A 15,244-nucleotide genomic window follows, 5' to 3' on the forward strand; every position below is an offset into this window, starting at 1 on the left:
GCGTAAAGTTTCTTACATTATACTGGCGCAAAGTGGTTGGCTAAGTTAGTCTTTGAGCGTTTGCTGGCGATGCCAATGATGACGGAACCCCATATTTAATGATGAAAAAAAGCTATCCAACACTACTCGCCACCATGGTATGGGCGGCAATTTATAGTCAGCAAGCGCATGCTGACCTTGCACAGCAGTGTATGCTGGGTGTCCCTGTTTACACAAAACCGATTGTAAAAGGTGACCCTAACAGCCTGCCGATTCACATTACCGCTGAAGATGTCCGTGGTGAATACCCTAATTTTGTTGAATATGAAGGTAATGTTGATATTCAACAAGGGAACCAAACATTAACCGCTGATAAGGTTAAACTCACGCAAACAGAAACAGCCGGGGAACTCCCCGTCCGTGAAGTCACCGCGACAGGTAATGTTCACTACGATGACCCACAAATTATCTTAAAAGGCCCTTCTGCGTGGTCTAATTTAGATAATAAAAACACGGATGTGAATGATGGTAACTACATGATGGTAGGCCGTCAGGGACGTGGTGACGCGACAAAAATGAAAATGCGGGGTGAAAACCGTTATTCTATTATGGAAAACGGCACATTCACGACCTGTTTACCCGGCAATAATAGCTGGAGCGTTGCGGGTTCCGAAGTGATTATCGACCGCGAAGAAGAAGTCGCTGAGATCTGGCATGCACGTTTTAAAGTGGGTGACGTGCCTATTTTCTATAGTCCGTATATGCAATTACCGATTGGTAATAAACGTCGTTCTGGTTTCTTAATTCCGACTGGGAGCTATTCAAGTAACGATGGGCTAGAGTTTTCATTACCCTACTACTGGAATATTGCGCCAAACTATGATGCCACGATCACACCTCAATTTATGACCCACCGTGGTGTAAAATTAAATAATGAATTCCGCTACCTTATCGCGCCAGGTACAGGCACCGTGGCCTTTGATTATCTGAATCGTGACAGAGCTTATATCAAAGACAAAGAACGTGGTAAGCGTGAAGCTCGTGATAGCGATGACCGTTGGTTGTTCTACTGGCGCCATTCAGGAACTTATGCAGGGCACTGGAATTTTAACTCTGACTATACCAAAGTAAGCGACCCTAGCTACTTTACAGACTTTAGTTCCCAGTATGGTAACACTACAGATGGCTACGCCACGCAAAAATTCAGTGCAGGTTATTCCGATACAAACTGGAATGCGAAAGTCACTCACAAACAATTCCAAATTTTTGCAGATAACCCTAACAAACGTGCTTATAAAGCAGAGCCACAAGTAGATTTCAATTATTATAAAAATAATTTAGGCGCCTTTGATGTGCATACATACGCACAAGCGGCTCGTTTTACGAGTGTGGGGAAAAATAACCCAGATGCAACTCGTTTACACATTGAGCCTGAAGTGAATCTGCCATTATCTAATGGCTGGGCGAATATGAATAACAGCATCAAATTGTATGCGACTCATTACGACCAAGATATCCCTCGCTCGAATACGGATAAAAGCTTAGAAAAAAATGTTACGCGCGTTCTGCCTATGTTTAAAAGCGATGCAAAAGTTGTCTTCGAACGAGACCTTTTCCAAGGCAGCGATTTCGTTCAGACACTAGAGCCACGCGTCCAATATTTATATATTCCGTATAAAGATCAAGATAATATCAATAACTTTGACTCTTCATTATTGCAATCAGACTATAGCGGCTTATTCCGTGACCGAATTTACAGTGGCCTTGACCGTATTGCCTCTGCAAACCAATTCACCACCGGTGTTACGACACGTGTTTATGACGATACTTTAGCAGAACGCTTTAATTTCTCCGTGGGTCAAATTTATTACTTTGAACGCCCGCGTGCAGGTGATTCAAATCGCCCTATTGATGATAAAAGCAACACGGGTTCATTATTGTGGGCCACTGACTCTATGTGGCGAATTGATGATAACTGGGGCTTACGGGGTGGTTTACAATATGACCGCCGTCTCGGTAATGTCACCATGGGGAATGCGGTTGCAGAATACCGTTTAGATGCCGATCGTTTAGTTCAGTTGAACTACCGTTTCGTTGACCGCGATTATATTCAAGCGACCTTCCGCCGAGAAGATACTGCGAATGGCGGCTATACCTATACACTTCCTGAATACCAACGTGGTATTTCACAAGTGGGTGCTGTCATGAGTTGGCCATTAAGCGAACGTTGGGGCTTTGTAGGATCATATTATTATGATACCAAACAACAGCAACCTGCTAGCCAACTGGTTGGTTTGCAATACAATACTTGCTGCTGGGCGGTCAATCTTGGCTATGAACGTAAGATAGTTGGTTGGCAAAAAGAGAAGTTCAGTAGTGAATATGACAATAAATGGTCAATCAATGTGGAACTTAGAGGCCTAAATAACAATCATAGTTTAGGTAGTCAGAAAATGTTAGAAAGTGGCATTATGCCTTATCAGCGTGCTTTCTGATAAAAATAACATAATTTACTCTAAATAATTCGAGGTGCAGTCAACAACGCTGCAACTTGAAATAGGACGAGTAAAAAGAGATTAGCCCGCTTTTGCGGAATCAAAGTCAATATTTATAGGACCATTATGAAGAATTGGAGAACGCTTATTCTGGGACTGATGTTCGCAAGCTCCACTGCTTTGGCTGCGCCTCAGCAAATGGATAAAGTGGCTGCGGTCGTCAACAACGGTGTTGTGCTGGAAAGTGACGTCCAGAATATGATCAACACGGTAAAACTGAATGCTCAGAACGCACGTCAACAGGTGCCTGATGATCAAACTCTGCGTCATCAGATCCTTGAGCGTCTCGTTATGGATAACATCATTTTGCAAATGGCTAGCCAAATGCAAATCAATATTCCAGATGAAGCTGTGGACGCAACTATTACTGATATCGCTCGTCAAAACGGTTTAACACTGCAGCAAATGCAACAACGTTTAACCGCAGATGGCATCAATATGAATCAGTATCGTAGCGAAATTCGTAAAGAGATGCTGATTGCTGAAGTGCGTAACAATGAAGTTCGCCGCCGTGTTACCATTTTACCTCAAGAAGTTGATTCTCTTGCTGAGCAAATGAGCTCACAAGCAAATTACGAAATGGGCGTGAATTTAAGCCATATTTTGATCCCATTATCTGAAAACCCAACACAAGAGCAGCTAAAAACCGCTGAAGCATTAGTGGACAAAATTTTAGCTGAACTGAAAAAAGGTGGAGATTTCGGTAAATTAGCTATCGCTTATTCCGCAGACCCGCAAGCGCTGAAAGGCGGTAATATGGGTTGGTCACGCCTACAAGAATTACCCGTTGTCTTTGCTGAGCAACTGAAAAATGCGAAAAAAGGCGATATTGCAGGCCCAATTCGTTCCGGTGTCGGCTACCATATTTTACGTGTTAACGATGTCAGTGGTGGCAGCCAACCTATTTCTGTCACTGAAGTGAAAGCGCGCCACATCTTGATTAAGTCATCTCCAATTATGGATGATGCACAAGCAAGACAAAAACTAACTCAAATTGCTCAGGAAATTCGTTCAGGCAAAATCTCATTTGAAGATGCTGCAAAAGAAAATTCTGAAGACCCAGGCAGTGCGTTAAAAGGCGGTGAATTAGGTTGGAATATGCCTGATGTCTATGACCCAGCTTTCCGTGATGCATTAATGAGACTGAATAAAGGCGAACTCAGTCAGCCTGTTCAATCAAATTTTGGTTGGCACTTAATTCAATTAGAAGACACTCGTAACGTTGATAAAACAGATGCGGCGCAAAAAGATCAAGCTTACCGTTTACTGTTTAACCGTAAATTTAACGAAGAAGCACAAAGCTGGATGCAAGAACAACGCGCTTCCGCTTACGTGAAAATGGTTGATGGACGTGACAGCCAATCTACAGATGAAAAAACAAATTAAGCCTATTGTTATCACCCCCGGCGAGCCAGCCGGGGTTGGTCCAGACCTACTTATTCAGCTAGCTCAACAGCAATGGCCTGTTGAGTTGGTTGCTTGTGCCGATCCTGATTTATTACGCCAACGTGCCAAAGCGCTAAATTTGCCTCTGACATTAATTGAATACTCCCCCAATTCAATTGGTCAAGTACAGCCTACAGGTCACTTATCCGTTCTACCAGTTCAGTTGGCAGCGGTAGCAAAAGCAGGTGAACTCAACGTTGATAATGGCCAATATGTTGTGGAGAGCTTAGCAAAAGCATGTGATGGCTGTTTAAATGGTGAATTTTCAGCGCTTGTTACAGGTCCCGTACATAAAGGGATTATTAATGATGCAGGCATGTCATTCAGTGGCCACACAGAATTTTTTGCACAACGAAGTGGCTGTGAACGCGTTGTTATGATGCTAGCTACCGAGGAACTGCGTGTTGCATTAGCCACGACACATCTGCCACTCAAAGACGTGTCGGACGCTATTACCCAACAAAGCCTTCATGAAGTCATCACCATTTTGCACCATGATTTACAAACCAAATTTGGTATTGAAAAACCGGCCATCTATGTTTGTGGTTTAAATCCGCATGCAGGGGAAGGCGGCCATATGGGTACCGAAGAAATTGATACGATAGAACCCGCACTTGAAAGCCTACGTACAAAAGGAATAAATTTGATTGGGCCATTGCCTGCGGATACCCTATTTCAAGCTAAGTATTTAGACCATGCAGATGCAGTGTTAGCAATGTATCACGATCAGGGCCTTCCTGTGTTAAAATACCAAGGTTTTGGCAGAGCGGTGAATATCACTCTCGGCCTGCCTTTTATCCGTACCTCAGTCGACCATGGGACAGCTCTTGAACTCGCAGGTACGGGTCATGCAGATGCGGGAAGTTTTATCACCGCATTAAAGTTAGCTATCCAAATGACATCTAAGAATACATGAATAATCGAGTCCATCAGGGGCATTTTGCCCGCAAACGCTTCGGGCAGAACTTTTTAACTGACCAATTTATTATCGACAGCATCGTTGATGCCATGAACCCGCTACCGGGTCAGTCCATTGTAGAGATTGGTCCCGGCTTAGGTGCTTTAACCGAACCAGTCGGTAGCCGAATCGATAAAATGACTGTCGTTGAACTTGACCGTGACCTTGCCGCGCGTTTACACGTTCATCCTCAACTAAAAGACAAATTAACTATCATTCAGCAAGATGCAATGACCGTGGATTTTGGTGAATTAGCCAAACAAGCAGGCCAGCCTCTGCGCGTCTTTGGTAACTTGCCTTACAACATCTCCACACCATTAATGTTTCACTTATTCACATTCACCAATTCTATTTCTGACATGAATTTCATGTTACAAAAAGAAGTGGTGAATCGTCTAGTTGCAGGTCCAGGCAGCAAAGCCTTTGGACGCTTGAGTGTTATGGCGCAATATTATTGCAACGTGGTGCCTGTGTTGGAAGTACCACCAACCGCATTTACACCAGCACCAAAAGTGGATTCTGCCATTGTTAGGTTGATCCCTCACCGCGAAAATCCATACCCGGTAAAAGATATTAAATTTTTAAGTCGTATTACCACACAAGCTTTCAACCAACGCCGTAAAACGATCCGTAACAGTTTAGGGGACTTATTCAGTGTTGAAGAGCTAACCGAACTGGGTATTGACTTAAGCACCCGAGCAGAAAATATTTCTGTTGAACAATATTGTAAAATGGCAAACTATCTCTCTAACCGTTCAGAATAGTCAGTTGAAGGAGGCACTATGCTTAATGAGCCAAATGTAAGCATCCAAGTTCAGAGTGTCTATATAGAAAGCCAATCTCAACCCGATATTGCGCGATATGTGTTTGCTTACACAATATGCATTCGTAATTTAGGGCGAGAGCCTATCCAACTAATGAGCCGCTATTGGCTCATTACTAACAGTGATGGCCATAAAACCGAAGTTCAAGGTGAAGGTGTAGTGGGTGAACAACCCCTTATTCCACCAGGAAAAGAATATCGTTATACCAGTGGCGCAATCCTTGAAACACCAATGGGTACGATGGAAGGTTATTATGTGATGATAAGCACACAAGGGGACAGTTTCCACGTTGATATCCCAGCTTTTCGTCTTGCTATCCCAACACTGATTAATTAATTATGTCGACATATTTAGTAGGTGATATTCACGGTTGTTATCATGAGCTCCGTGACTTGATGGAAAGTGTCCATTTTGATCCAACCAAAGACACATTATGGTTAACTGGTGATCTCATTGCCCGCGGAACTCAATCACTGCAAGTTTTACGCTATGTAAAAAGCCTTGGTTCTGCCGCTCGTTTAGTGCTTGGTAACCATGACCTCCATTTGTTAGGGATTTACTGTAAAATCAGCCGTAATAAACCCAAAGATCACCTCGATGAGTTATTACATGCACCGGATCTTGACGAACTGATCAACTGGTTACGTCGTCAGCCTTTATTACAAATTGATGAAGAAAAAAAGATCTTGATGACTCATGCAGGTATAACACCACAATGGGATCTCGAAACGGCACGCATGTGTGCAAGAGATGTTGAAGCGGTGCTGTCTAGTGATGCCTATCCATTATTCATCGACTCCATGTATGGTGACATGCCAAATAACTGGTCTGAAAGCTTAATGGGGCTAGCGCGTTTGCGTTTTAGTACTAATGCGTTAACACGTTTGCGCTACTGTTTCCCGAACGGGCAGTTAGATATGATTTGTAAGGAAAACCCGAAAAAAGCGCCGGCTCCACTAAAACCCTGGTTTGATCTACCAAGCCAAATTCCCGATGATTATTCGGTATTTTTTGGCCACTGGGCCTCGCTCGAAGGGAAATGCACCCCCGATAACGTCTATGCTTTAGATACAGGATGCTGTTGGGGAGGAGATTTAACGCTATTCCATTGGGAAACCAAACAATATCACCGACAAAAGTCATATCAGAAAAGCCGCAAAGAATAGTTTTTTGTATGGTTAACCACAAGTTATAACAAAATGGCGCCATTAAGCGCCATTTTTGTACTCACACCAAAAGTTATGCTCTTTTGGTTAGGATCTCAAAACAATAACCATGGGTATTGTTTTCGTCAGCTTCATGATATTCCGTAAAGATAGAATCCCACTCATCGGGCTCATAAGCTGGAAAATGGGTATCTCCGATAACTTCGGCATCTACGTGCGTCAAGTAAAGCTTGTTCGCAAGTGGCAAGAACTGCTGGTAAATTTTGCCACCACCAATGACCATAACTTCATCATTACCTTCAACGGCTTGTGCCGCCGCCAATGCCTCTTCAATTGAAGTGACCCAAATAACATCAGAATCAGTCCCAGGCGCACTGCTTAATACAATGTTTACACGTTGTGGTAATGGGCGCCCAATTGATTCGTAAGTAACACGCCCCATAATAACCGGTTTATTTAGCGTATTTCGTTTGAACCACGCAAGGTCCCCCGGTAAATTCCAAGGCATCGCTTTTTCCATGCCGATAACCTGATCGATCGCCATTGCTGCGATTAAGCTAATATTCATCTATTCACCTTAGAAACAAGATATAAAAATTGAGCACACTATACGGAAAGAGAATTGTTTCGTCGACTAAATTTAAGCTTCCTTAAACAGCTTTGAATCACTTATACTCGAATTGATAAACTTACGACTAAAAATAACATTTAAAAACAAAATGCCCCCTCTAATATCAGCCTAAATGTGAGTATTTAGCCGGTCATTTTTATTTGCCAACATTAAACGGGAAAAGAGATTATAACATGTACGAAACGAGTATTATGGTTGCGACCATCGCTGCACTCGGTATGCTTTCTCCAGGGCCTGACTTCTTTTTAATTGTCAAAAACTCAGCTCGCTACCAACGCTCTGCGGCATTAATGTCTGCATGTGGTGTGATAGTCGCGATCGCTCTGCATATGTCTTACTGCGTTGCTGGTCTTGCTGTGTTAATCACGACCACTCCTTGGCTATTTAATATTTTAAAATATGCAGGTGCGGCCTATTTGGTTTGGATCGGTATTAAAAGTTTACTCCCACAATCAAGCCACTTCGTTGATTTAGCAACGGGTAAACATGAAGTGGTTTCATTTAAAAAAGCCTTTATGCAAGGTTTTCTCTGTAATGTATTAAATCCCAAAGCCACGTTGTTCTTTTTAGCGGTCTTTACCCAAGTACTCGATATTAATTCTACTGTCGGTGAGAAGCTGTGGTTTGCCTTTATTATTTGGGGATTAGCCGTTATCTATTGGCCGATTTTAGTTTTCTTAATCCAAAGCGCCCCTGTAAGAAAAGGCCTAGCAAAAATACAAAAATATGTTGATAGAGTCCTTGGCGTGGTATTAATCGCTTTCGGTATTCGTGTTGCGCTGAGCTAACTTTATTCGCCCTCATCAAAAAGCAGGCTAAACGCCTGCTTTTTGAATATTCAATATTGTTATAATGACTATCATTGCATGGTGTCTTGCGGTGCAACCACCATTTGCCCTGCCGAGCCTAAATCCGCCTTCTCTAAATTATGACTATAGAATAAGAATGGAAAATGGTTATAGGACGGTTGCATCATTTGTACTAATAATTCGACTCGGCCATCAACCCACACCGTATCTTTCCAACCATAATCTTCTGGCGGTGTTGGCTTGCCATTGCGATTTAGCACCTTAAAGCGCACGCCTTCAATATGAAACGCTTGCGGTTCATTCGTCGTCACCACCCAACGTTCCCAGTTACCTTGGCGACTTGAGAAATCAACCCTGTTTGTATCAATGGTCGCATTATTAATACCGAAGCCATCATTAAGATGAATATTACGTTGTGTGATACTGGATGTGACTTGCGTTTTATCTTCAACTAATTGTGTCGGTAAGCCATCTGTTACCAATGACATCAAACCTGTCGCTTTGATGGTTAATACATTAGTTGAAATTAAACTGTTCGATGGCTCAAATAGCCCTTTTAAACGGTCCATAAAGGTAGCCGACTCACCCGCAGTAATCGTTAACTCCTGCGTTTTCGCCATATCAATCAAGACTTCTCGTCGTTCACCCGGTGCTAATGGCAGTTCCTGAACACTCACAGGAACGGTTAGCAAACCTTGGTCTGACGCAATTAACGAAAATGGGCGCCCATCACTGATTTTCATTACATAATGACGGGAGTTCGACGCATTTAATAACCGTAAACGCACCCATCCTCGAGAAACCTCAACATAAGGATTTTGCACACCGTTTACAAGTAATGTATCGCCTAAAAATCCATGTTCATTTGCTTTGTATTCAGGGGTGCCAAAATTATCCAAACGCTTATCTTGAATAATGATAGGAAAATCATCGACACCATAATGTTTAGGTAAGCGCAAATTTTTCGTCACGTCATCTTCAATGATCCACATACCCAATAAGCCATTATAGACTTGTTCACCCATTTTTCCTTGAGTGTTGGCATGATACCAAAGCGTTGCCGCGTTTTGGCGTATTGGGATCACCGGAGACCAGTCTGCATTAGGTGAAATTAACCTTGCCGCTCCACCAATTTGTGTTCCTGGTATTTGCAACCCACTGATTGTCATCGAAACCGCTTCAGGTAAGCGATTACTATAAATCAGTTTAATATCATCACCATTTTTTACTTTGACTGTCGGCCCAGGGGAAGAACCATTTACTCCCCAAATATCAGCCGAATATTTTCCATCAAAAGACCAATGAATTTTTTGTAATGTTAAAAATAATGGCTGTCCCGACCGTGATTCTAATAACGGTGGCACCGGTAAAACTGTCGCCCCTTCTGCACTCGCATAAATAGGTGCATAAGACAAACATAGAGCCATCCCTGCCGCTATCAGGGTTTGGCATCGATTGAATGACATAAATTCTCCGCTAAACAAAATTCCAGCGCATTTTATTATTTAATATTATAAATTTTCAGCCAATAAGATGGCTAATTTCAGGTTGGCGCTAGTAATATAACTACTTAGATGCAACAACTTAAGACCATAATAATTTGTGAGCCATGATATCGCGAAAAAAGGCTAAATTCTAAAAATATCTATCTAATATGTAAAAATTTAATTAATAGAATTATAAATAGTAAGGTAAGTAATTAAAAAGGGAAGATAAGAAGAGTAGACGATAATCAAGTCGGTGTATTCTGTGTTCAACCTAAAAAAATAGGCAATATTTACATATTGCCTATTTTTAAAATAAATTCAATTAGTTAGGGTTATTTCCCTTGCTTTGCCATTTCTTCAACCTCGAGATCGAGTTCTTTAATTTTTGCTTCCATTAAAGCATGGCAATGTTCAGATAATTCCCTCACTTGCTCTCGACTATAACGCGATGTATCGATCGGGTCTAACATTTCAATAATGACACTACCGTTATTCCAACGGTTTAACTTAATTTTACCTTGTGTACTCGAAACGCAAACAGGCACAATCGGTACCCCTGCGGCAATCGCGGCATGAAATGCCCCCGTTTTAAATGGCAGTAAACCACGGCCACGACTGCGAGTGCCTTCGGGGAACATCCATACCGAAATTTTACGTTTTTTAATCTGGTCAGCAACCTGCGTGATTGTGTTATGAGCTTTAGAACGATTAGCACGGTCAATTAAAATATTACCCGTGATCCAGTACAAAAAGCCAAAAAAGGGTATATAAACCAAGCTTTTTTTACCCACAGTTACCGTTCTAGGTTGCACCCCATTCGACATAGTCACCATGTCATAATTGTTTTGGTGATTACCAATATAAATACTCGGGCCATAGCGCTTCGCTTTCTCAGGGACGCGATTGATGATGTTAATCCCAAAAACGACGGATAGCCGCCCAAACATGTGACCAAATGTCATTACGTGTTTTGGGTTACGTGGGCTAAATAGGCAATAGATCCCGCCCCCTATACATACTGCAATCGTATAAATAATAACAATGATCGCTCTAATAAGCGCTAACATACTAACCCCAAATTGTAAGAGACTTTTCAGCCCATGATGAATATAACCTGCTTATAAACCTTTTGAAGTCTATAACTCAAAAGGTTTATAAGGCTTTTCTTTACTAATTATTCACTATCTACTGGCTCAATATCAATACGCTCAATATTGTGCATTCCGCGCGGTAACGATGTCCCTTTACGGCCACGTTCTGAGCGATATTTTTGTAAGTCTTCCGCTTTAAACTTCAGCTTCCGCTTACCGAAATGCAAGGTCATTGATGCCCCTACAGGTAAAATCATCAACCAAGTCAATAAATCATCGCCAGTTGCCGCTTGTGCGCCGGCAATATTGATAATTTTATTTCCTTTACCTTTCGAAAGCTGAGGTAGATCTGCCACAGGGAAGATTAACATACGCCCTGCTTTGGTAATTGCCAACAGCAAATCTTCTTGCTCATTATGCAATTCAATAGGTGCCAATACTTTTGCATTTTCAGGTAAAGAAATTAAGGCTTTACCTGTTTTATTTTTAGTGACTAAGTCGTTGAAGGTACAAATAAAACCGTAACCTGCATCCGAAGCCATTAAATATTTTTGGTCGTCAGGCGCCATTAATACATGTTCAATGGTTGCGCCAGGTGGCAAGGTTAGCTTACCGGTTAAAGGCTCTCCCTGACTGCGTGCAGATGGCAATTCTAGCGGGTCAACAGAGTAACTGCGCCCTGTAGTATCAAGGAACACGGCAGCTTGGTTTGACTTACCTCGCGCAGCCCCTTTAAAGCCATCTCCTGCTTTATAGTTCAGATTAGTCGGCTCGATATCATGCCCTTTAGCACTACGTACCCACCCCATATCAGAAAGCACAACGGTAATTGGTTCTGACGGTAAAATCTCATGTTCGCTCATGGCTTTCGCTTCTTCGCGTTCATGCAGTGGGGAGCGACGGTCATCACCGTAATCTTTGGCGTCGGCTTGAATCTCTTTTTTAATCAACGTATTTAAACGTCTTTCAGACCCAAGGATCGCTTGTAAGTCATCGCGCTCTTTGGCTAACTCATCTTGCTCGCCACGAATTTTCATTTCCTCAAGTTTGGCTAAATGACGTAATTTTAACTCTAAAATAGCTTCAGCTTGAGTGTCACTAATATTAAAACGCGACATGAGAACCGCTTTTGGTTCATCTTCTGTACGAATAATTTCAATGACTTCATCAATATTCAGGTAGGCGATTAATAAACCATCTAAAATATGTAAGCGTCTTAATACTTTTTCTAACCGATGATTTAAGCGGTTACGCACAGTTTGGCGACGGTAGGCAATCCACTCATTTAAGATCTCAACGAGCCCTTTCACCGCAGGTCGGTTATCTAAACCAATCATATTAAGGTTAACGCGGTAACTACGCTCTAAATCCGTTGTCGCAAATAAGTGTGTCATCACTTGTTCAAGATCAACGCGATTACTACGTGGAACTATCACTAAACGTGTTGGGTTTTCATGGTTGGATTCATCACGTAAATCTTCAACCATCGGTAGTTTCTTCGCACGCATTTGGCTGGCAATTTGTTCCAGTACTTTTGCACCTGAAACTTGATGAGGTAATGCCGTGATCACCGCATTACCATCTTCTTTTTCCCACACCGCACGCATACGTACAGAACCGCGTCCATTTTGATAAATCTTACGGATATCATCACGGGAAGAAATAATTTCTGCTTCCGTTGGGAAATCGGGTCCCGGCACAAATGCCATGATGTCATCAAGATTTAGCGTAGGTTTATCCAGTAAAGCAACCAAAGCTTGAGCCACTTCTCGGGCGTTATGTGGTGGAATATCTGTCGCCATCCCAACCGCAATACCCGTGGTTCCGTTTAACAGAATATTCGGCAAACGCGCAGGCAACATTTTTGGCTCATTTAGCGTACCATCAAAGTTTGGTACCCAATCCACAGTGCCATGGCCAAGTTCGCTGAGTAAAACTTCAGCATATTTTGATAAACGTGATTCGGTATAACGCATTGCTGCGAACGATTTAGGGTCATCGGGTGCCCCCCAGTTCCCTTGGCCATCCACCAGCGGGTAACGGTAAGAAAATGGCTGTGCCATCAATACCATCGCTTCATAACAAGCGCTATCACCATGCGGGTGATATTTACCGAGAACATCGCCCACCGTTCTGGCGGACTTTTTGTATTTCGCAGTGTTGCTTAAGCCAAGTTCTGACATTGCATACACAATACGGCGCTGAACAGGTTTAAGCCCATCGCCAATAAATGGTAATGCCCTATCCATGATGACGTACATCGAATAGTTCAGATAGGCATTTTCAGTGAAGGCGTGTAGCGGTAAACGCTCTACACCATCATGAGTAATTTCACTCATTCAATTCGTTCCTTTCTCATCGCAATTCGGATATTAGACATCAATTTCAGCCATATCGCCTTTCTCTTGCAGCCAATTACGGCGGTCTTCCGAACGTTTTTTCGCCAGAAGCATGTCCATCACAGCAAGAGTTTGTTGGTAGTTTTCATCATCGATAATTAGCTGTACAAGACGACGAGTATTTGGATCTAATGTGGTTTCACGTAATTGCAGTGGGTTCATTTCACCCAGCCCTTTAAAGCGCTGAACATTGGGTTTACCTCGCTTGCGGCTAAGGCGATCAAGCACAGCATTTTTTTCGCTTTCATCAAGGGCGTAAAACGTTTCTTTACCTAAATCAATGCGGTATAGCGGTGGCATTGCCATATAGACATGCCCTGCTTTAACGAGTGTTGGGAAATGACGGACAAATAACGCACATAATAGTGTCGCAATGTGTAAGCCATCGGAGTCCGCATCCGCAAGGATACAAATTTTCCCATAGCGCAATTGGCTAAGGTCTTCGCTATCAGGGTCTATTCCAATAGCCACAGAGATGTCATGCACCTCTTGGGAGGCTAAAACCTCATCGGAAGACACTTCCCACGTATTGAGGATTTTACCGCGCAACGGCATGATAGCTTGATATTCACGGTCACGCGCTTGTTTTGCAGACCCCCCAGCGGAGTCCCCTTCAACAAGAAACAGCTCCGTCATACTTAGATCTTGCGAGCTACAGTCGGCCAATTTACCCGGCAATGCAGGGCCACTGGTGAGTTTTTTACGCACCACTTTTTTCGCCGCACGCATTCTACGTTGTGCGCTAGAAATGGCCATTTCTGCAAGCTGTTCAGCCACTTGCACGTTCTGATTAAGCCATAAACTGAAGGCATCTTTCACCACCCCTGAAACAAAGGCGGCACATTGACGAGAAGACAGGCGCTCTTTGGTTTGCCCAGCAAATTGTGGATCTTGCATTTTAACGGAAAGCACATAGGTACAGCGCTCCCAAATATCATCTGCTGAGAGCTTAACACCGCGAGGCAATATATTACGGAACTCGCAAAACTCACGCATCGCATCAAGCAACCCTTGGCGTAGCCCATTAACATGGGTTCCACCTTGCGCTGTAGGGATAAGGTTAACGTAGCTTTCCGTGAGTAATTCACCACCTTCAGGCAACCAAAGCAGTGCCCATTGAGCGGCTTCCGTTTCCCCAGAAAATTCACCTGTAAACGGTTTTGGTGGTAACGCCTCAAGGCCGTCAATTGACTCCATGAGGTAATCGGTTAACCCATCGCTGTAGCACCAACTTTGTTCTGTATTGTTGAGCTTATCCTTAAACGTGATTTTCACGCCAGGGCATAAAACAGCTTTGGCTTTTAAGTTATGAGTTAAACGCGTTACTGAAAATCTTGGGCTATCAAAATAGCTGCCATCCGGCCAAAAATGCACGCTGGTCCCTGTGTTACGTTTGCCACAAGTCCCTATTACATGTAAATCTTCCACCTTATCGCCGTTCTCAAAGGCAATTTGATACACTTGGCTATCACGACGAACAGTAACTTCAATACGTTTTGATAACGCATTGACAACAGAAATCCCGACACCGTGTAAACCACCTGAGAATTGGTAGTTTTTATTGGAGAATTTTCCCCCTGCATGTAATTGCCCCAAGATCAGCTCAACCGCTGACACTTTCATTTCTGGGTGAATATCGACAGGCATACCCCGCCCATCATCAATTACTTCAAGGGATTGATCGGCATGTAAAATAACCTCGATGTGGCTCGCGTGCCCCGCAAGCGCTTCATCGACGCTATTATCAATTACTTCTTGAGCCAAATGGTTCGGTCGACTGGTGTCGGTATACATCCCCGGGCGACGGCGAACAGGCTCTAAACCACTGAGGACTTCAATGGCCTCTGCGTTATAACTAGATTGAGTCATGTTGTCATTCTGCGGTAATAGGTGATTAAT

General features: G+C 43.0%; 12 protein-coding genes. 7 read left to right on the forward strand and 5 right to left on the reverse strand.

All coding sequences use genetic code 11. The features are described from left to right. Positions 1-101 precede the first annotated feature (101 nt). The 6 genes from lptD (at position 102) to apaH (ending at position 6,928) form a co-directional block, all read left to right on the forward strand. Positions 102-2,474: an LPS assembly protein LptD gene (lptD, locus tag PSF42_RS05405; protein ID WP_185746836.1), complete on the forward strand. Its 2,373-nt coding sequence runs from the start codon at positions 102-104 to the stop codon at positions 2,472-2,474. Between the two features lie 126 nt (positions 2,475-2,600). After that, positions 2,601-3,920, forward strand: coding sequence for a peptidylprolyl isomerase SurA (gene surA, locus PSF42_RS05410; RefSeq protein WP_125890325.1), 1,320 nt, complete (start codon positions 2,601-2,603; stop codon positions 3,918-3,920). Beyond that, positions 3,904-4,896, forward strand: coding sequence for a 4-hydroxythreonine-4-phosphate dehydrogenase PdxA (pdxA, locus tag PSF42_RS05415; RefSeq protein WP_272679646.1), 993 nt, complete (start codon positions 3,904-3,906; stop codon positions 4,894-4,896). The genes surA and pdxA overlap by 17 nt, the downstream gene beginning before the upstream one ends. Then, on the forward strand, positions 4,893-5,702 hold the full coding sequence (rsmA, locus tag PSF42_RS05420; RefSeq protein ID WP_004257672.1) for a 16S rRNA (adenine(1518)-N(6)/adenine(1519)-N(6))-dimethyltransferase RsmA: 810 nt from the start codon (positions 4,893-4,895) through the stop codon (positions 5,700-5,702). The genes pdxA and rsmA overlap by 4 nt, the downstream gene beginning before the upstream one ends. A gap of 18 nt (positions 5,703-5,720) precedes the next feature. Next, complete coding sequence (gene apaG / locus PSF42_RS05425; protein WP_004257676.1) at positions 5,721-6,098, forward strand: Co2+/Mg2+ efflux protein ApaG; 378 nt, start codon at positions 5,721-5,723, stop codon at positions 6,096-6,098. Positions 6,099-6,100: 2 nt separating this feature from the next. Beyond that, positions 6,101-6,928 (forward strand): bis(5'-nucleosyl)-tetraphosphatase (symmetrical) ApaH, encoded by an 828-nt coding sequence (gene apaH, locus PSF42_RS05430; protein WP_125890326.1) that lies wholly within the window; start codon positions 6,101-6,103, stop codon positions 6,926-6,928. A 73-nt stretch (positions 6,929-7,001) separates the two neighbouring features. Here apaH and folA read toward each other — a convergent pair whose 3' ends face one another. Beyond that, on the reverse strand, positions 7,002-7,496 hold the full coding sequence (gene folA / locus PSF42_RS05435; protein ID WP_125890327.1) for a type 3 dihydrofolate reductase: 495 nt from the start codon (positions 7,494-7,496) through the stop codon (positions 7,002-7,004). Between the two features lie 236 nt (positions 7,497-7,732). Between folA and PSF42_RS05440 the strand changes: the two genes are divergently transcribed. Beyond that, positions 7,733-8,347 carry a LysE family translocator gene (locus PSF42_RS05440; protein ID WP_272679596.1) on the forward strand — a complete coding sequence of 205 codons (615 nt, stop codon included), beginning with the start codon at positions 7,733-7,735 and terminating at the stop codon, positions 8,345-8,347. Between the two features lie 71 nt (positions 8,348-8,418). Here the strand turns inward: PSF42_RS05440 and ftsP are convergent, their stop codons facing one another. The 4 genes from ftsP to parE all read right to left on the reverse strand — a co-directional run bounded on the left by ftsP (position 8,419) and on the right by parE (position 15,214). Beyond that, complete coding sequence (gene ftsP, locus PSF42_RS05445) at positions 8,419-9,834, reverse strand: cell division protein FtsP (protein WP_272679597.1); 1,416 nt, start codon at positions 9,832-9,834, stop codon at positions 8,419-8,421. Between the two features lie 353 nt (positions 9,835-10,187). Beyond that, positions 10,188-10,922, reverse strand: coding sequence for a 1-acylglycerol-3-phosphate O-acyltransferase (locus PSF42_RS05450; protein ID WP_125890330.1), 735 nt, complete (start codon positions 10,920-10,922; stop codon positions 10,188-10,190). A gap of 107 nt (positions 10,923-11,029) precedes the next feature. Beyond that, positions 11,030-13,285 carry a DNA topoisomerase IV subunit A gene (parC, locus tag PSF42_RS05455; RefSeq protein ID WP_213913054.1) on the reverse strand — a complete coding sequence of 752 codons (2,256 nt, stop codon included), beginning with the start codon at positions 13,283-13,285 and terminating at the stop codon, positions 11,030-11,032. Positions 13,286-13,318: 33 nt separating this feature from the next. Then, entirely contained in the window at positions 13,319-15,214 is a 1,896-nt protein-coding gene (gene parE / locus PSF42_RS05460) for a DNA topoisomerase IV subunit B (protein WP_213913055.1), read from the reverse strand. Positions 15,215-15,244 lie beyond the last annotated feature (30 nt).

Source organism: Providencia sp. PROV032 (assembly GCF_028484875.1).
GTDB classification, from domain to species: domain Bacteria; phylum Pseudomonadota; class Gammaproteobacteria; order Enterobacterales; family Enterobacteriaceae; genus Providencia; species Providencia rettgeri_E.